Source organism: Paenibacillus donghaensis, from assembly GCF_002192415.1.
Taxonomy (GTDB): Bacteria; Bacillota; Bacilli; order Paenibacillales; family Paenibacillaceae; genus Paenibacillus_AQ; species Paenibacillus_AQ donghaensis.
On record NZ_CP021780.1, the window covers coordinates 4,988,949 to 5,013,695 of the forward strand.

Genomic DNA, 24,747 nt, shown 5'->3' on the forward strand with positions numbered 1-24,747 from the left:
ATTAATAGACCTATTTTAATATCAATCCTGCATCTCCATCTACTGGGATGAAACCATATCTTCCAACACCAATAATTTTTGTGAAATGAATATAGTTCATTTTGGATTGAACTTCTTCATTTGGATCAATATTTTCCAGAATGATAATTTGGACGTTAGGAAAGATATGATTTAGCTCCGATAAATTTTTAAAAAAGGCTTGTTTCATATCTAAAGGAACTTCTTCGTTTAAATTAATTTCAGTTAATTGATTTTCCCTTTCTTTATAAGTAGTTAAGGGCGAATCCAGAATTACCAAGCCAGGATGCTTTAACCCTGCTTTTTTTGTGTATTTCAAAAGGGCAATAATAAAAGCTGCGTTCAAAATTGCGCGATACCCCTTTCCATGGTTCGCTCTTTTTTTCCCCGATACGATTAAATCTTGTTCTTCATGGTCGATTGACACACTCGTTAGATCTGGATAGTTCCAATCTTTTAGCAAATTTTCTACTTCATTAGCTACATCCTCATAAATATCTTGAGTTATCTCATTAACATAATTTATTTTTTGACTTTTTTTATTCAAATCCCTCATGATTTCAAATTGAGTAGCTTGATACTCTTCAACACGCCGTTCATTTATTTCAATTTCTTGAAATATCTTTTTCATTTCAATCAGATTTGTCAGGTATTCTTTTGCAATAAATACAACTGGTTGTAATTGTTTTTGAATATACTCGTCAATTAACCCGATTTGCTGTCGCAGTTCTTTAACTTCCTGGCTTCTTGTGCTACTCTCTTCCTCTAAATTATTAAGAGTTCCTTTTAAATCAAAAAGTTGGGCTCTTAATTTGTTTCCCTCTTCAACACATGCAGCTTGAAGATCATCCAATTGAAAATTGTGGTTATGTTGTACCGCTTCATAACTTATAGACTGGTTGCAGATAGGGCAATTCGAATCATATAACTGAGATACGTAATGATCACCTTCAATTAGAAACTGCAATCGATCCAAATCAGAAAGATAACTCTTTTCCAGCAAATAGAATCTTTCTAAAAGTTCCTCCAACATCATAATTCTGGACTTCACTTCTTGTTCTTGTGTCCAAAGCGTTTTCTTCTCTTCCATATGCTTATTCATTTCTTTGCTATTATCAGAAAGTGTTCCTGCCACACGCTCTATTTCATTATTTAATTCCTCAACATTATAATTCTCTACCTTTGCAATATTACTCTGAATTTCCCGTCTCATTTTCTGCAAAGAATTAGTTACAATTTCTAATTTTCCTTCCAAACGAGTTTTGTATATTTTAGGGTCTTCTAATTCTGTTCCATGGCTATCATCTGCTCCTGTAAGAATTGCTTTTAAGGCTGACTGCTCAGCAGTTCTATTAGTATTTACTCCTGAGAAAACAGGAGATTCTTCTGAAATAATTTTCTCTTCATTAATCATGAATAATCCAACAAAATGCCTGAAAGAAAAAGCAACTTTAGTTCCTCTTTGATTTTTTCTTAATAACATCTCTTTGATATTTATTAATGATAAAAGAAAACTTGATAAATTCTCATCATCTTTTTTGTCATGCCTTGCTTTTAGCTTTAGAAAATTATGTAATACAGTAATTTTATCAATTTCTGACTCATACACTTGAATTGTTGATTCGCCAATATCTCTTTTTAGAGTATATGGTTCACCATCATATGTCTGTAGTTCAAGATAAATCGTTGAATAGCCAATACTTTCGTCAATTTCCTTTGGTTCATTTTTACTCCCGAACATATAATTAATCACTTGAAATATATAAGTTTTCCCGGTATCAGAGGCACCTGAAATCACATTTAAACCTTTTTTAAAGAGGATACTAGCATTTCTCTTATTTCTTCCTACCAATCGCAGTTCTGTAATAAAGAATCCTTCTACAGTCATTAGAATCCCTCCCTCACAAAAGCCTCTTTTGTAAATTCCCCACCCCAACGGTCGATGTTACTCATCATAAACTCCTTAAGTTTATTATCAGGATATTCATTAAATCTTTCCGATAACAATTTGCTAACTTCTATTAATTGAATCATATAATGAGTTTCAAAATGTTTTAGGAACGCTCCCGAATAAGGACTGGCTTTATACAGTATCCCGTTTTGTCCAAATTCAACATCTACTAACTTCTTGCTAATCATTAAATGAAGACCTTGGTTCATTAAATCCCGTTTGATTAAAATCTCTCCTGATCTATATGGTGTTAATGGGTGTAAGCTTTCACAGCTCGGATCAATGTCTCCATAATGAATTAGAAGATAATCTAAATAAATAAGTCGTTGAGCATTCACTGCCTGATCCTTTAAACTATTTAAAATAACTAAACAGCGTAGCCCAATTTCCAATGGAGTATTAAACAAATATGTTTCTCTACTAATTGTTAAATTTTTCATTTCTTCACCCAATTCAGAATGTCTTTATTCGCTAATTGATGACAGATCCCACTTCTATCGCTTCCATCGATATATTTAATCAAAATGTTACTTGTTATTTGTAATTTCCTTGCTTCTTTAATTGTCTCTTTAAGACATTCATATCCATTTGGATGATCATCCTCTGCGACATCTACCACTCCTCTAAATATTTCATCCTGAAGTTTTTCAAAAGGTTCATCATAAGGTAGTTCATCTCTAGCAAAACGCCTCAAAGATTCTGCTTTGTAGTAATCTTCACGTTGTCGATTGAAATGATTGTATAATTTGTCATGTTGTTTTAGGCCCTCTATCTCAAAGACGTCTTGGCCTAGGTGATCAGAATACGCATCATATAACTGCGACACATACCTTATCTCTTCAGGCTGAACAGATACTTGTGGCAATTCCGGTTGAGGTCTCTTCTTATTTAATCCCCCGCCAAACCGGTACATATAAAAAGGAGTCCTACTATACTGTTCAATTAGTGTTTGAGGAGGACAATGAGTAATTATTGAGAAATCAAAGTTTTGAATATATGCTAATAACTCCTCAGTTAATTCAATTTCTGTTATGCCAGTTATTTTATTTTTGCATTTCTCATTCCAAACGGAGATCAGGCCGGATTTCAATCGATCTGGATATTCAATTAATTCCGCCAAGGAAGTCCCAAGCCCACAAGATGAAATCAGGTAATACTTACGAGGAACTGTATATGAACCTTTGAAAGTGTAGTAGCAAAGCTTTCCTAACTCCAACCAAAAATCACCAGGGTAAAGAGGATGGTCATAATGCTTACATTGATAGTTATCCCATACGTAGTGTGCTGAATTGCTGTTAACGATTGCTACGATGTCTCTGCCCTTATCTCCTGCAGAGCCAGAGCGATAAACAGATGAATAATCTATTTTAAGAAATCCGTCTACCCACTCACAGATCATGTCTTCAAACTGATCTGCCGAAAATGTTCTCAATCTTTCAATTGGAGGGATCGGAATACCAAAAAGAATATCATAATTATCCGGTATTTTGGGTGCTCTAATTGGCAATAATTCACTGACCATACTATCCACATGTTCACCTTCTTATAGAAAATACAATATGATAAGTAATTCTACATTTTTCTTATTTACCCTTCCAAATTTCAACAAATTATAGTTCGTTAATCCTACTTTTCAAATATTCGGTGAATTTAGTATCTTTAATTACTATGGACAAATAATCATCAATTATGACTTTGGGTTGAGAGTTAATAGATCCATAAATTCCACCAAAATTATTAATACTTATGTCGATTAATTATTGTCAAGATAAATGGAGTTATCAAACTTATAAAAGGAGTTTGTTATGTCGCATTAAAAAAAACTCAAAAATATTTTATTCTATTTGTCTTTTTCTTTTAGAAATGGTTCCATTAATAATGTAGGGCTTGTACCCGTTATCGAATACTGCCTTATATTTAAATCTAGCAAAGGAGCCATTCCTGTAATGAATTAATTTGAGGTTTGAAAGAAAAAAGCGCCAACTGTATACTGGGAAACGTTCCGTCCAAAGAACAAATTCCAGCGCAGGAGGCACTCAACATGAAGTATAAACAATCGAAGAAACAGAATCAACGGATTACACGAATTTCTGACAAGACCCTTGTCGTAGGCGCAGACATTGCTAAAGAAACCCACGTGGCCCGTGCCATCGACTTTCGGGGCATTGAACTGGGAAAGGACTGTGTGTTCTCCAATACCCGTACCGGGCTGGAACAACTGGTTCAGTGGATGAAGGAGCTTCAGCAGGAGCATGCCAAGACTGACGTCCTCTTTGGCATTGAGCCTACCGGACACTACTGGTTTAATCTGGCCGAATACTTGGGACAGCAAGGGATTCCTTTGGTCATCGTCAATCCGCATCATGTACACAAAAGCAAAGAACTGGAAGACAACTCACCGACGAAAAACGACTATAAGGATGCAAAAGTCATTGCCGATTTAGTGCGTAACGGGAAGTACAGCGAACCGAAACTGCCGACGAACCTCTATGCAGATCTGCGGATTCTCATGAATCTTCGCGAGAAAATCATGGTGAACCTCGGGCAGGTACAAAGACGAATGCAGAACTGGCAGGATCGATTTTTCCCGGAGTATACAAAGGTTTTTAAAGACTGGGAGGGGAAAGCCTCCCTTATTACGTTAAGCGAGTTTCCGACGCCAGAAGAGATCGTAGCGCTCGGTACAGAGGCCATTGTGAAGCGATGGAAGAAAGACGTGAAGCGCGCCGTAGGGACGAAACGAGCGGAGCAACTGGTCGAAACTGCAAGAAGATCCATCGGGCTTACCGAAGGACTTCCCGCAGCCAAAATAGAGATTAAAACGCTTCTGGAGCAGTACGAAATGTTCGCCAGACAACTCGAAGAGATTCTGGTCGAGGTGGAACGTCTACTTGCACAAATTCCGGGAACGAAGGAGATGCTCACTGTGCCGGGTGTGGCCGTAGTCACCTTGGCGGGGTTCCTTGCAGAAGTAGGGGACCTAAGCAGTTACGAGCACGGACAGCAGATCATACGGCTGGCCGGACTGAATCTCAAAGAAAACAGTTCAGGAAAGAAAAAAGGCAAGTCCAGCATTACCAAACGTGGACGTGCAAGGCTAAGAGCCCTGCTGTTCCGGGCGGTCATGCCCATGGTAGCGAAGAACGCGGAGTTCAAGGCGCTGCACCAGTACTTTACGACACGAAGTCAGAATCCATTGAAGAAAAAGCAATCCCTTGTGGCGTTATGCGGAAAACTTATACGCGTCCTGCATACACTCGGTACGAAGCGAATTCCGTACGACGCTAACGACGTGTTAGGGCCGGTACGTCTGGCCCAGCTACAGATGGCAGCTTAAGAAAAGACCAGACTCTTTTTGCTCATTGAAGTAGGAATCACCAAAGACAAAAGAAGCACGGAGCAGCCGCAGGAATCAATTCCATAAGGGCAACGACCCTGTAAAGGAGCAAGAAACGGCGTCCACCTCTTGAGAGGCAGAACGAAGGAATGTAAGGGCAAAGACCCCGCGTGACATGGGAGGGTAAGCCGTCAAGAGACAGGTGTGGATATCCAAAGTGCGATTACAGAATGTATCTTTGGGTTGGGGATAACTCCCCCACTCTCTATTCCCGCCACCGGCTCTTCCAGAAAATAATGTCATCCTTACATGACTATTCCAACTCTCAATCTGTCAATGAATGAAAACCTGAGAACGAGTGAGCAAACAAGAGAAAATATTAATTTATAGTGGGAGGAGTTTATTTTGAATGAACATTTTTATAATGGAGGTATAGCTCATGTCGTCTCTAAACCGTGCATCTATTGGCAAATTCGAGAAACTGCATCATGCTTACCTTACTAATGAAATGACATCTGAAGTAATGGACATCCAAGAACATTTCAAAGAACGTTTACGATTCTATGTGAAGAATCGTAAAACTAAGGAAATGAATGATGAAGATCTAAATGATATTGTTTCTAGAGCAATTGAATTAACTATCAAACAAGTCAAAGAAGATTCAATTGTAGAAAGTTTCATTGGTGCTGCTTTATCAAATGCAGATACAGCATTAAGTCAACATAAAAACTGTTTCTTCGGCAAATACCGTAGACAGATTAAGGGGGATCGCAACACTTATATTTTCAGAAGTGGGAGAATATTCCAAGAGGATGGCGGATTCAACTTTGATATCCAACAAGCTTTAGGCGCTAGTGATCATTATCTTCCGGAAATTGAAATGTTGAAGCAAGAAAAGGAGGAGATGTTAAAACAAGAAATTCATCGCATATGCGATGAAAGAACCAGTAAAATAATATTCCATTTCTACTTTGGATATTTAAGTGTTAAAGAAATCGGATCACTTCTAGGTATTAAGACAACTCATGTTTCAACACTCAAAAGACGAGGATTGAAACTTATAAAGAAACAACTATCCAACTATTTTGACAACTAGCTTAATGAACTTTTGCAACTATAAATTTTGAAAATAAATAATTCCTTATCCCTCCTTACGGAGGGATAAGAGGAATTATCTAAAGGAGATATATATTATGTTAAAGAATGCGAGTTATGATATATCGATAGCTCTCTCTTCAGAAGAATTATTGGAATTATTTTTTAATAAATCTGAAGTAAACTTCGATAGTAATTTAAAAAAACTTCTCTTCATTAGGGAATCTCATTTGAAACTAAAAATATATTTAGAACAACTTTTTAAAGAACTTTTATCTTATCTAGAGTTTCTAAAATTATGTGAAATGTCTTTTGAGGAAATATCAATGGATTTTGAATTAAACAGAATATTAAAATCTGTTGAGAAAAAGAGTATACCAAAGATCGCTTTTGAGTATTATCTAGTTCAAGCATTAAGAAGCCATCCATCATTTAAGTACAGTAAGAATAAAGATAATAGTCAACTTAAACTTTATCGCTTTATAAGTAGAGATATAACAGAGGATATTCACTTAAACCATTCATTAAAAGATAAATATAGTAATATGTTAAGCAAAATATTAGATACTCATGCTTTATTCGATATAAATAATCAAGACACTTATAAATCATTATCAACAAATCTGTTAGTTCAAAATACTCATAAAAGTGTAGACCTAAATTGGGATCAGGATAAAATAAAAATATACATCAATCCTTTAAATGATCAAATAAAAACAGAAACCATTCATTTATCAAACTCAGATATAGGGATAAAAAATACTATCCTTACCTTAGTATTAAGTAGCATACAAAGTGAATGTAAAGATTTTTTCTATGAAGAACTTGATTATTTACTTGCCTCAGATGCTAAAATAATAATTTCCACATTAATAAGTTGACTTGATTATTTTAGTGTTAAGTACATGGATTGAAATAGTTTTGTTACTTGATCCTACTCTCTTATGATTTAATTTCTTGTTCCTTACTTCTCATTCGTACAACATCAAAAAGCCGCACCATTCACTCTCAAAGGAATGGTGCGGCTTTCAATTTCCATTTTTAGACAATATTATTGAAACTTTTATTTATCTAAAGATAAAAAATAATTGGATGCTTGTCTTTTTTTCAGCTAAATGGTTCCTATTATAGTGAAGGGATAATTAAATTATGTTCTTCAATTTCAAATGAAGGAGGATTTTTGTGTTGGATTCTTCGTAATAAAAAAGATCGGTTTAGCATTTGCAGATGCTAACCGATCTTCACCCTGACGCTCTCAATGCTCAGGCTGTTATACGTATTATAACATAGCAGCCTGTGAAGATGAATCAACTTATTGATATGTTGGAGGACATTTCAAAATGCTTAGCTTTCCAAATTGGAAACCTCCAATAACAACTATACTATTCTATATAAGTTATTCTGAAAGCAGGTGGAACATGTCTATTATAAACCCAAAACATCTTGTAACAACTGACGATATGCTTTATTATCTTCATGAATATCATCCTTACTACTCTGACTCCTTCACAAAAGAGCGGAATCCTAATTACGATAAGGCATCAAAAATGATATTTAAGCTTAAATGTGGTGACCAGGATGCTCTTGATCATTTTATTCAAAAACTGGATAAATTGATTCCTCACGAAGTTTGCTTATCTTATGTGCCGTCTAGCGACTCTACCAAAACCAATTCTGGAATTTCGCGAGTTGCTCAAGCCCTCTCTAAATTGCATAATAGAATTGACGCTACTTCATGTTTAAAACGTGTTGTAAGCATTCCAAAGGCAGCGTATGGTGGCCCACGCTCAATCGAAGTCCATCTTTCGTCAATTAGGCTTCAAAATGCCAATCTGATTAACGGTAAAGATGTTGTCTTATTAGATGATATCACCACTTCAGGTAGCTCTTTCGAAGCTTGTAAGATTATTTTACAAAGAGCTCAGCCAAAAAGTATTACTTGTTTTGCTCTAGGAAAAACAACGAGGTGACCTATGTTTGATCCAAATATCGGAATTTTAACACTGCTACAATTAAAAGGTTGGGGACGTTCAGCTGTTCAGTTCATTTTAGATGAGTTCCCCAACGAACTAAATTCTTTAAGCGCTATTCAGAATGCCGTCAATTTTGCTCATAATTTAAATAGACGAGTTGCTTTCTCAAATGTTGAAGATATTAATGTTGCTTTTAACATTGCGAATCGTCAATTGGAATCTTGCCTGAAGAATGATATTTCCGTTATCGGATATAATGACAAAGCTTTTCCAATCCATCTAAAATCAATTTCCAAAGCACCCGTAATTTTATTTGTTAAAGGTGAGCTTAATCTACTGAACCAACCTTCTATAGCTGTAATCGGAACAAGAGACCCGTCTGAATATGGAGTTCTGTGTGCCAGACGCTTGGGCACTTTATTTTCCGAGGCTGGCTTTGTGGTTGTAAGTGGTTTAGCTAAAGGAATAGACGCAGCAGGTCATTGGGGGACTATTAGCGCCAGAGGTAATACTCTGGCTGTTCTTGCACAAGGACTAAATACTCCCATTTATCCAGCTGAAAATCGTGAGCTTGCTGCGAAAATTTTAGAACATCACGGGGCTTTGGTTAGTGAGTATCCACCGGAAACAAAGGCTGGGCGAAATATGTTTGTAGAACGCGATCGTATTCAAAGTGGCTTAAGTCATGGTGTCGCAGTTGTTGAAACCGATATAACGGGTGGAACTATGCATACAGTTGATTTTTGTATTCAACAGAGCAGAATTTTAGGATGCTTTGATCATCCTAATGAATTCTATAATGATAAGGCGAGAGGAAACAAAAAGCTTATTCAGGATGGAAAAGCTCTTCCTCTGGGAAGTACCCTTCAGTTGAATGAATTTTTGGATAAAGTTCGCAACCGATATAACGACGAACTAAATAGATCAGGACAACAATCCTCAAAAAATAAAAAGCCATATCCTGATGACGAACAAATAAGTTTCTTTTAGGACGTGATTAAGGTGATCCAAGCCGTGATATTTGATCTAGATCAAACCGTTGTTGATTCGCGATTACTCGCTCCATTAAGAATGGGTAAAAACAGAAATTGGAACATAGTGCAAAAAAGAATTCCCGAAATTCAATGTTATGATGGGATAATTGAGCTCATAACATCACTTAGGCAAAAAGGCCGAAAAGTAGCTATTGTAACTTCAAGCCCTCGAAAATCCTATGCAGAACATGTTTTGGTGAATTTCGGAATCAATGTTGATGCAATTATTGGTTACCATGACTCAAGTAAACATAAACCTCACCCGGATCCGCTATTAAAAGCCGCTAAACTATTAAACGTTAATCCTGTGGATATACTTGCTATAGGTGATGATCCGAAGGATGTTATTGCTGCAAAAGCTGCGGAAATGTATTCAGGGGCTGCTTTATGGGGGGCCCTAAATAAAAGAGAATTATTGAGTTCATCTCCCGACTTCACATTTTATAATGTTGAGGATATTTATAGATATATCTCTTAATAATATAAACAAAAGCAGTCATCACTGACTGCTTTTGCTATCTATAAACTTTATAAAAACGCCATTGGGGGATTATAAAATGGATGTAAAAATTATTCTTTACACTGAATATTTCCTTTTATCTTTATCTATTATATACTTTATTTTCAAAATTCATAAAACCAATATTATCATTGGTACTTTCGATGAACCTATCAAAGAATACATTTCTATATGGAATGCTTCAAACGAAGCTTCTCATGCCTTTGAGCCGTCTATGAAAAATAACGAGATGTATTTTTCAAAGGGGTACCATTTTGCATATAATAGACTAAATATTGACTATTTAACTATTGTGCTGGCACATTTAAAATATCAGAAAGAAAAAAAAGGTGTAGGTCTTGGTGTATCTGAACTAGTCTTCAAGTTGGTGCCTGTATTTGTATTGCTCGTTACAACAGTAACAACAAGCGTTTGGAATATATATAATTTATCAGAGAAATTCGCAAGTCAGATTGAAGATACAACGCAGAAAGTAACAAATTATAATAGTATCGCTGAAGCTGTAAAACAATTTTCTATGTCTAATGTTAATTTGTTAGGTGTGTTATTATTATTATTTATAATAGTTTATGTAATGACTCTAGGGGATATTTTCTCTAATGAAAAACGTACTTCTGAAGCTCAAAAAAGAATTAGCATTATTGAAGAAATAATAAAACATCGTAAGGTTGAAAGTAATTCTTTATATGCACAAGGGCAGCATTTGACAACAGAAAAGGACTTCAATGATGCTTTCCTACTCTGCATTCCTATTGAAGTTATTTTTAACAATCAAATATTTAATAAAGGATTTATTGAAGTTCATGAGGCAAACGATGTAACAATAAATAAAATAAAGTATAAAAAATCCGAATTCATTTTTAAAACATAGGTCGTTTTCATCTTATTAAATTATTAGCTAAATAGAAACTAAAAAAGGAAGACTGCATCTCTTAACGAGTTCAGTCTCTTTTAGATTTCCTAAATTCCAAAAAAATGTTTTTAATTCCCTTATTTGATAATTAGTCTTTTTTATTACATTGATGGTCTGGTTGTGAGATACTGATTCTAGCTTAGTTGTAATTCATTAAAGCATATTGTCAAAATTAAATAATATTCAGAATATTCTTTATTTCTATCCATTCTGATTGATTTCTGATTGTTCTAATCTCAATTCGTTGTTGCTGATAATCAGCTGTCATTATGATACCATGCAACACTCTATCATATTTTGGATAAAATACTTTTAACCATACTGGGCTATGATCCTCAATTGACTTAATTATCGAACCTTTTATCGATTGAAATTGAATCGTAGTAAGTTGAGGTTTTGTACGTAACACAGTACTATCTTTATCTAATATATTCCCAGCTGGTTTTTTCAACATTCCTTGTCCTCCTGAAAATTTGATCAGTAAGTCCATCATATCAATCAGTAAGATTATGTAGAAGACTATAGATAGTAATTCCCACCTTATAAAAGAACACTTGTTTGTATTATATTAGGAAGAACTTCTTTTATCAATACGTAACTCAGTAAAATCACTTCCTAAATGATAGTAAAGAGATAATTAATTAAGTAGTCGGGTTATTAAGTATACTAAACAAAGACTGTAACTCAATAAAGAGTATACAGTCTTTGTTTTAGCAGCAGCTTCTCCTATTGGATGGTTTTATATTATAGTATATTCAACTTTTTTTCAAAATATACATAATTCAATAGATCTCAGAGGGATATCTTAGTCATTCTATAAATATTTGACGAAAGCCAACACCATATGAACAGCACGTAACCTTTCTTATGCGCTGTTTGTTTAATTTTTCCACCAATTATAATAACCGTAAATTTAATTCACCATGGATTAACCTATCTGCTGTTTTACCTGTGTTTTTTCAATACCTACTCAAACACACTGAACCTGTAAATCACTTAAAGGTCATCCGTTGTCGACAAAACCTGCAACCAGGCTTCTCCTCACGCCGGAATTTAGATTTCGTCGGATTCAGAGCTTCGCCTACTGCATCAGTTCGTCCTCACTAAACTCAAGCGGATTAATGCAGAATTCACGGTGTATCCCTTTGTAATCGTTAAAAGGGGGCGTTGTGTCGAACATGTCTTTGTTCTTATAGCTTAGAACAGAATAACGGTATTTCGCAGCCGCCGCTTCACAGTACTATATCCCTTCAAAGTTCTACATTAGCAAGAAGACCGTTTCCAAACAGCAGTTAGGCTTCGCTGTCACTCTCCATATAGACGGAAGGGCCAATGACCTGGCTCATGGTAAGGCCTCGACGTTTACTGATCCAATGTAATCAGTGGCTCCTGCTGCGCGCTGAATTACCCACAGGAGTTTCAACAACTGCAACGACGCCAATGGTACTTTTGCCCGCCTAGCTTTTTTGCTAGAGTAGTAGAGAATCATCCAATATTACAAGGAATATTTTTTATTTACCCATATAATTCCTGATATTACAATCAGAGATGTGTTGAGCGCATCCAAAATTATGGATAGAAGGTGAGTATTTTGCGTTATTGGAAAAACGGTTCACAAGTTACAATAATTTTGATTCTTAGCTTTTTAGTCATTTTTAGTACTACGGATTCGATTTTCGCCGCTAGTACAGATCTCTCTGCAGTCAACAAGCCAACCTATTCAATCACTACACCTTACACGTACCCTTTGACACCCGATGATGCCCGGGACTGGCTGGAACTTTGGAAAAAAATAAATTCGACTACAAAGGTACTGGAGTTCTTAACGGTTCCAAGGGATGTTGCTCAGCACATGACCACTGAAGCCCTTATTGATACTATATTAACCTTTCCGCTTGCTACATATATTGGAGAATCACATGAAGATAAAGCTTCTGATGACACTAAGCGGATCGATGATTTTATTGGTAGGAATAGCGGCAGGGGCCTTTGCCACTTCACAACTTCAGGAGATAAAAGCATACTTGAACGGAGAACTGAAGGTAAGAGCGAATGGGCAAGTTGTCCCCTTGAAGGATGGCAACGGAAAAACGATTCTGCCTATTTCTTATAATGGCACCACTTATTTACCGGTAAGATCGGTATCCTCGCTGCTGGGGGTGGTGGTAAATTATGACCCGAGGCCAAAGAGGTCGTTATTGGTGAGCAGCAAACCGGCGTCCCGATTGGCAAGGAGGAATTCAATAACTCACTGTATTCCAAGGATTCAGCGCAAACTACACTTGGCGGCAAGGATTATGGAGAGGTATTGTACAGCGCTTCAGGTTCGAATATTAAGTACACTGCGCTCAGTCCAGAAGGCAAATATACGAAGCTAATTCTTCAATTTGCGGCAACCGGAGAAGAGGTAGAATCTCTTGAAATCACGGATAATGACAAGAATACATTACTCAAAAAGGTTGAAAAAATTTCTCCTTCGACTGGTATTCAGACGATCGAGGTGGGAATCTCTGGAGTGAGCAACATAGCCATAAATGTCAACCAGCCTTCAGATGGAGGTTTCTTTATTCCACTGACAACTTCCTACTACAAATAGAATATGCTCAGACTCACCTCATTCGGGATCGTATATTGAAGGGTTGTCTCTTAAGTGGACTTCTCATGGCAGAGACAGCTTTGCTTTAAATTAGGAAATGCGAATTCCCAGCATAACAGCGATTCTCATTATTGGGGGATCACTACTTTGCGTTCTTTAGAGAATGTGCTTTAAAGGATGTAGCTTTTAATCGCCGATGATGATCTGCACTTTCCACATGCGAGAGGCTTACTGTCTTTTTCTAAGGGTATCTTCGCTTTAAGAAAGCTTGTACCACACTGAGTCCCTTGGCTATAAATACTCCCACTACAGGTTCCATAACAAACTCCTAATCGTATTAGCTGGTAATCCTACATCGGTTCCAAACTCCATACTTCGCTTGTGATGCGGGGTCTGTTGCACTACCAGTTCAAACATAGTCATTGGGGACAGTGGGACTGTCATATCTTACATTGCTTCATTAATTTTGCTGACTGCATCCTGGTAACAATAACCTTCAAATCGAAGGCAACTTGAAGCGCTACCGCCGCTGTACTAATTCCTTTTGTATTATCTTCTGTACTTCGAAGAAGTTTAGTGAGTCCGCTCATAAACCATCCACTCATTGACAAAATACCCTCAATTTCGTTCGGCGCAAGACCGATAATTTTTTTAATGACTTGATTATTAAACATCAGTTTGTTTTCATGCGCTGCCCCATTTGGTGTGGTTGCTGTTTCATAGCCCATATCCCTCGTATCTCAACGAACTGCTTTATTCACGGTTTCTGTGATACTACTGTGAAGTCTCGGGTAGATGATTGTCCGTGTATTTCCATGAAACATGAAAGTGATCTTTTATAATCTGCCTGATGTTCTCTCGTCTCTTCCATGTTTCCTAATTCTTCACGTCCATCCCTCCTAGTTTTTTCATCGGAGTTATCCACATTTTTTCATTGTATAATTTCCTGTCAATAAAAAAAACACATTGTCTGTGACCTCGACAATGTGTTGTAAGTTTTAAACCATACTATTTCTAAAGAAAAGCTTTGTAAAAATCACCTAACTTTTCAACAGCTTCTTTAACCGGTTCAGGTCTGTCATATAAATCATAATGACTTGCACCTTCAACAATATACAAATTTTTATCTTTAGAGGCTGCTTTATTGTAGAGTTCATGACCATCTTTGTACGAACCGAATGCACCTTGTACACTACCAATAATGATTTGCAGAGGTTGAGTGAGTAGTTCCTCTGCCAGATGGAAGGCATCAAAACCAAGGACTGAACCAACACTAATGAAGTTTAGCTTATTCGGAGAATTAGGATTTTGCCCTCTTGGAGTTGTATAATAGTCAACTGCTTCTATAATATCTATATCTGTAATACCAGCTTGTTCTCTCTCCTCTTGATTTCTAGGTATCCAGTTCGTAATCATGGAGTCAGCACCACGGGCTTCTGCAGTGCGTTGTTGACCGATGGCTTCTAATAATTTGATCGGATCACCACTTTCTCGATTTACACGACCGATATTAGCACCGACGACTGTACCTACTGCTTTGATTCGATGCTCAGTCATTGCGGCATTTACTGCATAACCGCCTCCTGCGCAAACACCCAGTACGCCAATACGATTTTCATCTACATAATTAAGTGATGTCAAGTAATCAACGGCACAGCGAATATCTTCAACGCGTACAGATGGTTCTTCAATAAATCGAGGTACCCCTTCACTTTCTCCCTGATAAGATGCATCAAAAGCTATGGTTACATACCCAAGCTCAGCAAGTTTCTTGGCATAGATACCTGCAGTTTGGTCTTTACAGCTACTGCCGGGATGAACGCATACAATAGCAGGATATGCTTGCTTTTCAGTAGCATTTTCAGGAATATTTATAATACCTGCTACTTGTAACCCACGTGCATTAAACTTCACATTCCTTTTGGTAACTCTCACATCTAATTCCACCTTTACTTATTTTTATTCATATACACTATAGAGTCATATTACTCTCGTGTGTTATATTATGTTATAATACAAATTAGATTGTCTCAATTACCAAATCTCAGATTTCGTGTATTAATACACATTTTATATAATTTGAGTATTAACATAAAAGGAGTTTTCTAATGTGAACAAAATAGATAGAAGAATACTAAAGTCGCATACGGCTATTCAATCAGCATTTTTAACAATGTTGATTGAAGTAGGATTTGATGCAATTTCAGTTAAAGCAATTACTGATAGAGCTGACATAAGCAGAAAGACATTTTATTTACACTATGTAGATAAATACGATCTGCTGGATAGAATTGTTGCTAAACAGTTAGAAGAATTAGAAGAAATTTGTGATCAAAAAAAAGAAAAAGGCTTTGTAGAGGGAACAGTGATCTGGTTCCATTATTTTGAAAAGCATAAAGCATTTTTCTCCGCTTTGTTTATAAGTAGAAGCACTGTAACATTCAGAGAAAGATTGCTTAATTTTATGATGAATCAATTAAGTAATAAAATCGACAAAAGAGACTCTAAAAATGATAACGAAATCCTACTAAAATTTTTAGGGATGGCTGTATTAGGTATTATGGAGTCTTTTGTACTGAATCATTTAAATGGCTCTACCGAACAAATAGCAACACAAGTTGGGGAATTGATGATGCGGACTATTTGACAAATATCCAGAAAATCGCTTCTATTACAGAGTAGAACTTTTTTAAAACGGTCAAGCTGGCATAACTTTCAGTTGATCCGGGTATGGGTTGCAAAACAACTTCAACGCGCCATCTTTTGGGCGCTACGAAGAAAGTTTCAATATATCTCTTGTCAGGCTCACCACAACAGTCCTTTTCTGCCCCCCTAATACCACCGGTAGTTTGTCTTCATCTGTCACTAATTCAACAGTTCCGTTTTTCCCAATCACCGGCCATCTGTCTTCACTTCAACGAACGGGAGCAAAGAACAGAACAAATGCAAGTATTGGCTGTTACTTGTGAAGTAAATATCACCAATCTTAGATTAATATATTTCGCACAGTTATATTTTTATTAGAATTGATACCGTATTAATTAGTATCACACAAACATTAATTCAACAAAATTTAAACATTCTCCTGTCATGATTAGGCCAACCCAATCACTCCTTTCAATTATTGTAAGGGAAAGCATCATGGAGTGATCGATAACCATTCATAAGGAGTGAAGTGAATTTATGAAAGCAGCAGTTTATTACGGAAAAGATGGCGTTCGTATTGAAGAAAAAGCTATTCCAAAAGTTGGTCCAAGAGACGTCCTTGTTAGAAATTTGCGCGGAGGAATCTGTGGTACTGATATTAATATAGTCAAAGCAGGTAAAGGGGATATCGGAATCAGTCTTGGTTCTGAATTCGGACATGAAATGGTCGGAGATGTTGTAGAAGTAGGGGCTGAAGTTTCACCAGAGATCGAGATTGGTATGCGTGTAGGCATTAATCCTATTACCGCTAAAAAAGTCGGGAGACGCAAATCCCTGGAATGCTCCGGATTTTCCCAGTACGTCTTAGTGGAAGAGGCAGAACTTAACTATAATTTGTATAGAATAGATAAAAATGTCCCTGTAGAGGTAGCTTCATTGCTCGAACCCATGAGCGTCGGGCGGCATGGCGCATTCAGCACAAATCCGCAGCCTGAAGATCATATTGTTGTTGTGGGCGGGGGACCGATCGGGCTTCTGGCTGCTGCCAGTTTAATTGCAGAAGGCATGAATAACGTCTGCGTGGTCGATATTGACGAATGGAGATTAACAAAGGCTGCCGGATTAGGAGCTCTAACCGTGAATACTGCTGCAACAACTCTTGAGGAAGGATTGGCTAGACATTTTGGCACGGTGAATGTATACGGTCTAGAAGTACCCGATGTAGATGTATTTATCGATGCGGCAGGTGCTCCGGTATTATTTGAAAATATAATGAGAATCGTTAAGCCTAAGGCCAGAATTTCAATTATCGCTGTGTATAAAACCGAAGTTCCGATCAGCTTGCAGCAAGTCATGTCAAAAGAAGTACAACTTAAGGGTTCCAGCGGCTATACTCACGAAGATTTCACTAAAGTTGTAGGATATCTTGCAAGCTTTACAGATGAACTATCCCCCCTTATAACGCAAGTATTTAAGCTTGAGGATATTCAGGAGGCCTTTAACACAGCCATTGCCGCTAAAGAGACCGTTAAGATCGTTATAGATTTAAATTAAAAAAATGTATAACAGAGTAAAGCACTTGCGATATCATCTTTATTATTAGAGTAAAGGGGGCCAATCAGCCCCTCCGGGTAGAAGGCCACCAAACTGGTGACCCGCCCCCACAGAATTGTATCTTGGTCTGCTATATATTAATAAAACAAATTCTCAGTTTCGTTAATTTTTTGAAAAATATCACACGAAACATAGCTTAACGCACTTTTTATTTATTTAATAATAGTACAATACAGCGCTAAAATCACACTTTCCCTCGCCTACAAAATAATTATCTCTTTCCTAATCAAAAAATATATTAATGTGTTTCTTGAACATGCCCTCTTGAACTTAATCACGAATTTTATAGATGACAATTTTTTTATTGTTTCAACATAATAGCCTTGCCGTTTCTGTAGCTCAAATCACAAAAATAAACGGCCAGATTATATTCCCTCTGGCCCTCCCTCATCATTACTTCATAAAACATTTGCTCAATCAGAACTCCACATATCATGGCAAATTAAATGCTAACAATGTCTTATTGATTTATAAGAATTCCTCAGAACGATACCGCTCAATCAAAATTTATCTTCTACTGTAACCACCGGACACTGAAGCACCGATGACCGAATAGAGGCTCTATTTTGTAGTTTTAGAATGAAAAAGAAAGTCGACAAGCTTGTTTGCTCCAAATAGAGCGCAGAAAGGGAATTAATCAATTGATGTTTCACTAAAAGAAACTACATTAGTCTGAGGGAGAATGAGTTCTCCTTAAGGAATCCCAATAAGATCCCCCCCTAATTGCTGGCTTTAAATTATACGTTGATAGCGATTGTTTTTAGGGTGTCCTCCCCCCATTCATAGTGGTTAGAGTCAGAGAAGAGATGAGCTGTGCAATAACTAGCGGGCTTTCCTCACCGTTCGATTCGAGCCATTGATTAATGACTCCCATCGAACCATTGACCATATAAGTAAAAGAATAGTCCATTGCAGACAGATTCCCCATGTTTTGATTCTCTCTCAATCTTTGCAGATAATTATTTTGAATTTTAAGCAAGACTTCAGATAAAAAATTATTCTCACCACTCTCCAATACCATAATCCGATATAACGTTTTCTTTTCTTGAATTATGTCTAAAAGCTTAAGTAACGATCCATCTACCGTGCACGGACTTTGATCCCTTTGCAACGTTTCCAAAACTTCACGATTAAATTCCTTCTGCATCACCTCTAACAATTCGTACGGATCTTTGTAATGCAAATAAAAGGTGCCACGGTTAATATCAGCTTGTTTGCATATTTCCGTGACTGTTATTTGAGGCATTTTTCTTGTTTCCAGCAAATTAAGAAAACACTTCTTAATGAGTTCTATTGTATATCGGGTTCTTCTGTTGCTCTTTACTCCGACCATAAAACCCTCTCCTTTCAACATTAATCCAACAATTGTTGCACCTTATGTTGAATAGATAACATTAACTTTTCAATTGATTATTGTGATTGTATCTATTATGAGACTATACTATCCGTGTGCCATTTAATCAACAGGTGTTTATATTTCTAAACTAATAGAAATGGAGTGTTGAATATGAGTTCACTTTTGAATCAAGTCGCTCTTATTACAGGAGCTGGTACTGGGCTGGGTAGAGCTACGGCAATTCATTTGGCAGCTGAAGGAGCTGAAGTCGTATTAGTAGGACGACGCAGAGGGAAACTTGAGGAAGTAGCCCAGATCATTGAGCAGTCGAATGGCCGTTACGTAGTTATTCCTACTGATGTAACGAATCCAGAAGAGGTTCAACGTTTGCGAGAACAAGTTCTAACCCAATTGGGACGTGTCGACGTGTTAATAAACAATGCGGGAGGTACAGGAACACCCACTTCAATTCATGACATGACCTATACGATATGGGATTCAATCATCCGTCTCAACCTATATAGTCCCTTCTTGGTCACGAATGCCATCCTTCCTGTTATGAGAGAACAACATTATGGCCGCATTGTTTCCATCACTTCGGCATTGTCTACCTTTACGTATGAGGGATTCGGCGCGTATTCGGCGGCAAAAGCAGGCATGGATGCGTTAATGAGAATGGTTGCTCTAGAAGAAGCGAAGAATGGCATCCTCGTGAACATGTTCGATCCAGGAAACTTGAAGAGCGAACAGAATCCTCATGGAGCAGAAGATCCAGCAACGGTAGTCGATGACATCATTAATTTAGCGACCTTGCCGATAAATGGTCCCAGCGGGCAAATTTTAAAGGCAAATTAAATCCATTAAGCTAGGGGATGTAAAAATGAAAGACAAGATCGTTTTGATCACTGGAGCAAATTCTGGGATAGGGAAGGAAACGGCTACGAAATTGGCGACAAAAGGAGCTTCATTGGTATTGGCATGTAGGGATATTCAAAAAGCGAATGAAGCACGAGAAGAAATCATAGCAAATACGGGGAATACTCGAATCGAAACAATGTCATTGGATTTGGCTTCCTTTACGTCAATTCGTACTTTTGCAACAGAGTTTAACAAGAGGTATGAAAGTTTAGATGTTTTGATTAACAATGCGGGTCTTATGAAAGGGAGCAGATTTGAAACAGAAGATGGTTTAGAACTGACTATGGGTGTGAATCACTTTGGAACGTTTTTACTAACGATGCTTCTATTAGATCGATTAAAAGAATCTGCTCCTTCTCGCATCATTACAGTTAGTTCCAATGCCCATGAATATGGAACTATTGACTTTGATGATTTACAAAGTACGAAGAATTTTGAAGGTCGCGCATACGCAAATTCCAAATTAGCTAATATTTTGTTTACTTATGAACTTGCCCGGAAGTTGCAAAGTACTGGTGTAACAGCCAACTGCCTTCATCCTGGCATGGTTCAAAGCTCTTTTTATGATCACCCTGAAAGTATCGAAGAAAAAGAGAGATATGATCTCCTGAGACCAAATATGATCTCCGTTGAGGAGGGAGCACTTACATCCATCTACTTGGCTTCTTCACCGGTTCTAGAAGGTGTAACCGGTAAATATTTTGACAAATGTAAAGAGGCCTCTTCTTCAGCATTGAGTTATGACATACAAACGGCAAAAAGACTTTGGGAGACAAGCCTGAGAGTTGTCTCGTTGGATCTAACAAGTTGATTTAAATAACTTCACTAATTATGGGAGCCCTTGAATAGTCGGGAATCATTCCTTTGGCTAATCGCACACTAGACGCTAGGCTTCTTCTTTTACGTCATCACATAGCGAAACTCCGACTTTATGTAAAAAAACCCGACAACATGTTATGGTTTGAAGGAATTTTCTGGAGGCATCATGGAGTCTCTAGTATTGTGGTATCCGTATGAAGCAACTTAGAAACGTTAATTAACCATTAACTGGAACTACTTTTATGCAAATTCCCACTGCTATTTCTTCTACCATTTTCATTCCGCTTAAGCATCCAATCGAAGATTACTGGTGATAATAGTTCCGTATCTACCATTATTCGCAACGATCTCCATGTTGACCTGAAGTTCGCGAAAGCTTAGCGTATCCTGCAGCACAATCGTTGGACACGGTTCGTTTCCATGGAAAATAGACTTAACTTGCATTATCGGGAAGAATAAAGAGATTTCAACCACTTATAGTTGTTCATGAAAGTGCTGGGTCTATATGTTTACCTCGCGGTATCATTTTTATTCAGAAAATGGATTTTTAGGTCTGCATCGGATAGTAAACTTAAGTGAAACGTTTCTCTGAACGTGATATCTGCTAATCGCGAGAGTCTGATCCGTATTCAATAATTTCTGTCATCTTAATAGTTGAGACATCGAACCATTCTGAATCGTCAGCCTCACCATCGATCTATCTATTTAAGTGAAATCCTATATATTGAACTCTTCATGGATGCGATTCATGAAGAGTTCATTCTCTTTTGGTGTTACGGCGTAAAATAGCGTATTAATTGAATGTTGGTAAGTAAAAAGAGAATTCTATACATTAACAGTGTTGCCAAATGCCTTCAAAAGGCGGCTGCTTTCTTCAGCAGTAATTGGGAGGATTCCGCCATGACGTTTTCTGGTTATTCCCAGATCAAACGAACTTTCCGGTAGAATCTGGAATTCACCACTTTCAAGATCTGAGGTAATCAAGGGAAGATAGCCCTTCTCTTCTGCAAAGTGATCCACTATAAGGCACCATTCTTCACGGTCATTAAATTTGTAAATTTGAGGACCCTCCACGCCCAGTAAGGCTTCCAGAGCTGGAGCGCTCAGATTAGTGAAAGCATCTCTGTCGAGCGAAGCTCCTTGTTCTACCATGATATTTTTAGTCGTCTCATCCTTCGAATAACGGTAATATGTGCCGTTATTCTCAATGATCGTAGTGTCAATGATATTATTTTCCCGTTCAATATATTTCTCAGATGCTGAAAAACTGCGAAAGTCTCGGGTACGGGCACAATAGATTTTTTGTTTCCGCACTTGTTCATGCGGCTCCTTCGTTGCCGATGCCCAATATACTAGAAACTCGTCATTAACTTTATCATAAATGGTCTCTGGAGCCCATACACAACCAGCATATGAAACGCCTAACGTAACTGCCCACGGTGAAGACCAATTCACTAGGTCAGCAGTTTCCCAGACGATGATGTCTCTGCTTCCCTCCTCTACAGCAACGGTCCAACCTTTGCCGCTAGCAAGGCGGAGATCTGTAGCAATCAGATAGAACTTTCCTTCCTTCGGTGAGCGTACGATAAAAGGATCTCTTACGCCCTTTTCTCCCAAGTCAGATTTCAAGACCGGCATGCCCGTATTTAGATCTTTCCAGTACAGGCCATCTTTACTGTAAGAGAAATAAACCTGTTCTCCGTCTGGTTCTTCCCCGATAAAATGTACCATAAGATAACCTGAATAATAGCTATTATACACTGACAAAATCATCTCCCTTTTCTGGATAAAATTCAAAGGAGTGGCCCTGTACTTGCTACAGCTCCTTGTACCTTAATCATTATTCAATTAACAGGATCTTCACACCATATGGAGAAATGTTAAGCGCCCCTTCGGCCAACCGTTCTCCTTCCAGCATGTCTACGCTGTCACGCAGCAAGCGAGCTTTGACTTCTTTACCGGAGTAATTCAATAGAAAGACTATCTGGCATCCTTCCTTCTCTCGCACCGCAATCTCCACTTCAAGCGGGAGTTCCAGCCAATCAGCTGCAGCAGGCTGCAGTCCCAGGCGGCGGGTTAATGCATCCGCAACTTCATGACTGAACACAGCCCCGTAATAGTAAGCTTCGCCGCGTCCATATGTATTGCGGGTAAGAGCCGCTTTCCCAGCATAATAGTCATCTTCGTATACAGCAAGCGTCTCGGTAGTGTCATTTTCCGGGTAGAGAATATCATTAAACAAGCAGGCTTGCATGCAAGCATCACCGTCATCAATCCACCGGATGTTGGGAGTAGCTGCCTTGTCCGCAATAACGGTAAATTCCTCTACCGTTATACCACACAGTTCCGCGACTGGACCCGGGAATGGCGACATTCGGCAATGTCCCTTCTTATCTTTGTACCCTGTGCGAGCACCGAATACCAATTTACCTCCACCTGCAACATACTGTTTTAAGAGTTCCGCTGTTTCCTCGGACATCATAGCTGGATGAGGGTAAATTAAGACCTTATAACATGTGAGTTCATTGATACTGGTCTTGTTCTCGATATACAAATAATTAAACGGGATATGATTGAACTGGAGTGACTTGCTCCAGCTATATTCACTTTCTTTGGTTAATGGACCCAGCCATACGTCAAGCTCTCCGTCCCACTCGTTATCGTAATCGTGTAAGATTGCGACATCTGCAACGTAACGAGAGCCGGCAATGGCTTGCCCGATTGTTTTCAATTCCCGCCCAACGTTTGCAACCTCAGCTACCCTTCTGTTTGGACGGTTATGATAATCGTTAATCCCATGCCAGTAAATTTCGGTACCGAAGGTTGCCGTCCGCCATCTGAAATATAAGAGCATATCCGCACCATGAGCAATAGATTGATAGGTCCACAATCTAATTTGTCCAGGTTTTGGCGTAGATTGCTTGAAGTTTACCCATCCACCAGGACCCGCTTGTTGCTCCATGATGCCGAAATTTGGTGAAATCGAACGTGTTATCGTCAGATAATTGGAATAGATACGGTCCATAAGCGGCTTTTCCCGATCGCCATCATTCCAAAGAGAAGTGAAGTTCGGGTATGAATCATATGAATAGAAATCCAGAAGTTCATCTGTCATGGCATGGTTGTTCAGATGAGGAAACATACCGTTTGTTGTGATCCATTGCTTAGGTGCCAACTTCCGCAAAATTTCAACTTGAATTCGTACAAAGGAAATGGCGTTATCTGAGAAAAAACGTTTTTCATCAAGCCCCTGATGAGGGTTAAGGGAGCTTAAGGGCAAATGAACCTGCTCCCACTCCGAGTAGCTCTGGTTCCAAAAGATCGTTCCCCATGCCTCATTCAGAGCATACAGGGAACCGTACTTCTCCTTCAGCCAAATACGAAACGCTGCATGGTCAGCTTCCGCATAGAATGCGCCGCCTTCGGCGTTAAGCTCATTGTCAATCTGCCAACCTATAACACCGAGATGATTTGCATAATGACGAGCCATAGCCTCTGTAATTTTGGCACAATATTTGTGATAAACGGGGCTGCTATAGTTATAGTGCCGTCTATTCCCATGATGATACGGAACGCCGTCTTTTGAGATATTCAGAATGCCTGGGTATCTATGAGTCATCCAGGCAGGCGGAGTCGCCGTCGGAGTGCCGAGAATTACCTTCAGTCCTTGCATGCTGGCAAGATCGATAGCACGGTCAAATAAGTCAAAGCTATATACTCCTTCCTCTGGTTCAAAGAAATTCCATGCAAACTCTCCCATGCGCACAACGTTAAAACCCATTTCCCGCATACGTTTGTAATCATCAGCCCACATGTCTTCCGGCCACTGTTCAGGGTAGTAGCACACACCTAAATTAAAACTCTCTCCTGGAATCAATCTTGACATGATCATCTTCTCCTTGGTCTAAATTAAGATGCAGCAGCTTCAATTATATCGATTATAATAAGGTATTATACATGTATTAGAGACATTTTAT

At 38.1% G+C, this 24,747-nt stretch carries 22 protein-coding genes; 13 read left to right on the plus strand and 9 right to left on the minus strand.

Annotated elements, in window-relative coordinates; translation table 11 throughout:
- Window positions 1-10: 10 nt before the first annotated feature.
- Genes B9T62_RS22915 through B9T62_RS22925 form a run of 3 tightly spaced genes read right to left on the minus strand, consistent with a single transcriptional unit; the run spans window position 11 to window position 3,491 of the window.
- The gene (locus B9T62_RS22915) at window positions 11-1,906 is read right to left on the minus strand and encodes an SMC family protein (protein ID WP_087917415.1); all 1,896 of its coding nucleotides are present in this window, start codon (window positions 1,904-1,906) and stop codon (window positions 11-13) included.
- Window positions 1,906-2,409 (minus strand): ABC-three component system middle component 2, encoded by a 504-nt coding sequence (locus B9T62_RS39390; RefSeq protein WP_169834426.1) that lies wholly within the window; start codon window positions 2,407-2,409, stop codon window positions 1,906-1,908. Before B9T62_RS39390 ends, B9T62_RS22915 begins: the two co-directional genes overlap by 1 nt.
- Window positions 2,406-3,491 carry an ABC-three component system protein gene (locus B9T62_RS22925; RefSeq protein ID WP_342746198.1) on the minus strand — a complete coding sequence of 362 codons (1,086 nt, stop codon included), beginning with the start codon at window positions 3,489-3,491 and terminating at the stop codon, window positions 2,406-2,408. Before B9T62_RS22925 ends, B9T62_RS39390 begins: the two co-directional genes overlap by 4 nt.
- A gap of 519 nt (window positions 3,492-4,010) precedes the next feature.
- Between B9T62_RS22925 and B9T62_RS22930 the strand changes: the two genes are divergently transcribed.
- The 7 genes from B9T62_RS22930 to B9T62_RS22960 all read left to right on the plus strand — a co-directional run bounded on the left by B9T62_RS22930 (window position 4,011) and on the right by B9T62_RS22960 (window position 10,799).
- Complete coding sequence (locus B9T62_RS22930; protein WP_087917418.1) at window positions 4,011-5,306, plus strand: IS110 family RNA-guided transposase; 1,296 nt, start codon at window positions 4,011-4,013, stop codon at window positions 5,304-5,306.
- A gap of 439 nt (window positions 5,307-5,745) precedes the next feature.
- A complete protein-coding gene (locus tag B9T62_RS22935; RefSeq protein WP_087917419.1) occupies window positions 5,746-6,402 on the plus strand; it encodes a sigma-70 family RNA polymerase sigma factor in 657 nt (218 codons plus the stop codon).
- 97 nt (window positions 6,403-6,499) lie between these two features.
- Window positions 6,500-7,282, plus strand: a complete 783-nt coding sequence (locus B9T62_RS22940; RefSeq protein WP_087917420.1) for a hypothetical protein — start codon at window positions 6,500-6,502, stop codon at window positions 7,280-7,282.
- Window positions 7,283-7,819: 537 nt separating this feature from the next.
- Entirely contained in the window at window positions 7,820-8,371 is a 552-nt protein-coding gene (locus tag B9T62_RS22945; RefSeq protein WP_157793974.1) for a phosphoribosyltransferase, read from the plus strand.
- A 3-nt stretch (window positions 8,372-8,374) separates the two neighbouring features.
- The gene (locus B9T62_RS22950) at window positions 8,375-9,364 is read left to right on the plus strand and encodes a DNA-processing protein DprA (RefSeq protein ID WP_087917422.1); all 990 of its coding nucleotides are present in this window, start codon (window positions 8,375-8,377) and stop codon (window positions 9,362-9,364) included.
- A 12-nt stretch (window positions 9,365-9,376) separates the two neighbouring features.
- A complete protein-coding gene (locus B9T62_RS22955; protein ID WP_169834427.1) occupies window positions 9,377-9,886 on the plus strand; it encodes an HAD family hydrolase in 510 nt (169 codons plus the stop codon).
- A 79-nt stretch (window positions 9,887-9,965) separates the two neighbouring features.
- On the plus strand, window positions 9,966-10,799 hold the full coding sequence (locus B9T62_RS22960; protein ID WP_087917424.1) for a hypothetical protein: 834 nt from the start codon (window positions 9,966-9,968) through the stop codon (window positions 10,797-10,799).
- 214 nt (window positions 10,800-11,013) lie between these two features.
- On the opposite strand, the gene B9T62_RS22965 is transcribed toward B9T62_RS22960, so the two are convergent.
- Complete coding sequence (locus B9T62_RS22965; protein ID WP_157793976.1) at window positions 11,014-11,295, minus strand: YolD-like family protein; 282 nt, start codon at window positions 11,293-11,295, stop codon at window positions 11,014-11,016.
- Window positions 11,296-12,432: 1,137 nt separating this feature from the next.
- Between B9T62_RS22965 and B9T62_RS22970 the strand changes: the two genes are divergently transcribed.
- Together B9T62_RS22970 and B9T62_RS22975 are read left to right on the plus strand one after the other, a co-directional pair.
- Window positions 12,433-12,954 (plus strand): hypothetical protein, encoded by a 522-nt coding sequence (locus B9T62_RS22970; RefSeq protein ID WP_087917426.1) that lies wholly within the window; start codon window positions 12,433-12,435, stop codon window positions 12,952-12,954.
- A gap of 195 nt (window positions 12,955-13,149) precedes the next feature.
- Entirely contained in the window at window positions 13,150-13,437 is a 288-nt protein-coding gene (locus B9T62_RS22975; RefSeq protein ID WP_087917427.1) for a hypothetical protein, read from the plus strand.
- Window positions 13,438-13,877: 440 nt separating this feature from the next.
- Here B9T62_RS22975 and B9T62_RS22980 read toward each other — a convergent pair whose 3' ends face one another.
- Window positions 13,878-14,165 (minus strand): Asp23/Gls24 family envelope stress response protein, encoded by a 288-nt coding sequence (locus B9T62_RS22980; protein WP_087917428.1) that lies wholly within the window; start codon window positions 14,163-14,165, stop codon window positions 13,878-13,880.
- A gap of 286 nt (window positions 14,166-14,451) precedes the next feature.
- On the minus strand, window positions 14,452-15,372 hold the full coding sequence (locus tag B9T62_RS22985; protein WP_087917429.1) for an alpha/beta hydrolase: 921 nt from the start codon (window positions 15,370-15,372) through the stop codon (window positions 14,452-14,454).
- A gap of 175 nt (window positions 15,373-15,547) precedes the next feature.
- On the opposite strand from B9T62_RS22985, the gene B9T62_RS22990 reads away from it, so the two are divergent.
- Both B9T62_RS22990 and B9T62_RS22995 read left to right on the plus strand, forming a co-directional pair.
- Entirely contained in the window at window positions 15,548-16,084 is a 537-nt protein-coding gene (locus B9T62_RS22990) for a TetR/AcrR family transcriptional regulator (RefSeq protein WP_087917430.1), read from the plus strand.
- Window positions 16,085-16,620: 536 nt separating this feature from the next.
- Window positions 16,621-17,637: a zinc-dependent alcohol dehydrogenase gene (locus B9T62_RS22995; protein ID WP_087917431.1), complete on the plus strand. Its 1,017-nt coding sequence runs from the start codon at window positions 16,621-16,623 to the stop codon at window positions 17,635-17,637.
- Window positions 17,638-18,457: 820 nt separating this feature from the next.
- On the opposite strand, the gene B9T62_RS23000 is transcribed toward B9T62_RS22995, so the two are convergent.
- Window positions 18,458-19,030, minus strand: coding sequence for a TetR/AcrR family transcriptional regulator (locus B9T62_RS23000; protein ID WP_087917432.1), 573 nt, complete (start codon window positions 19,028-19,030; stop codon window positions 18,458-18,460).
- Between the two features lie 174 nt (window positions 19,031-19,204).
- On the opposite strand from B9T62_RS23000, the gene B9T62_RS23005 reads away from it, so the two are divergent.
- Complete coding sequence (locus B9T62_RS23005; protein WP_087917433.1) at window positions 19,205-19,888, plus strand: SDR family NAD(P)-dependent oxidoreductase; 684 nt, start codon at window positions 19,205-19,207, stop codon at window positions 19,886-19,888.
- A 25-nt stretch (window positions 19,889-19,913) separates the two neighbouring features.
- Window positions 19,914-20,762 carry an SDR family oxidoreductase gene (locus B9T62_RS23010; RefSeq protein WP_087917434.1) on the plus strand — a complete coding sequence of 283 codons (849 nt, stop codon included), beginning with the start codon at window positions 19,914-19,916 and terminating at the stop codon, window positions 20,760-20,762.
- Between the two features lie 833 nt (window positions 20,763-21,595).
- Here B9T62_RS23010 and B9T62_RS23015 read toward each other — a convergent pair.
- Both B9T62_RS23015 and B9T62_RS23020 read right to left on the minus strand, forming a co-directional pair.
- The gene (locus B9T62_RS23015) at window positions 21,596-22,531 is read right to left on the minus strand and encodes a glycoside hydrolase family 43 protein (protein WP_245864001.1); all 936 of its coding nucleotides are present in this window, start codon (window positions 22,529-22,531) and stop codon (window positions 21,596-21,598) included.
- A gap of 79 nt (window positions 22,532-22,610) precedes the next feature.
- Window positions 22,611-24,656, minus strand: a complete 2,046-nt coding sequence (locus B9T62_RS23020) for a beta-galactosidase (protein WP_087917435.1) — start codon at window positions 24,654-24,656, stop codon at window positions 22,611-22,613.
- Window positions 24,657-24,747 lie beyond the last annotated feature (91 nt).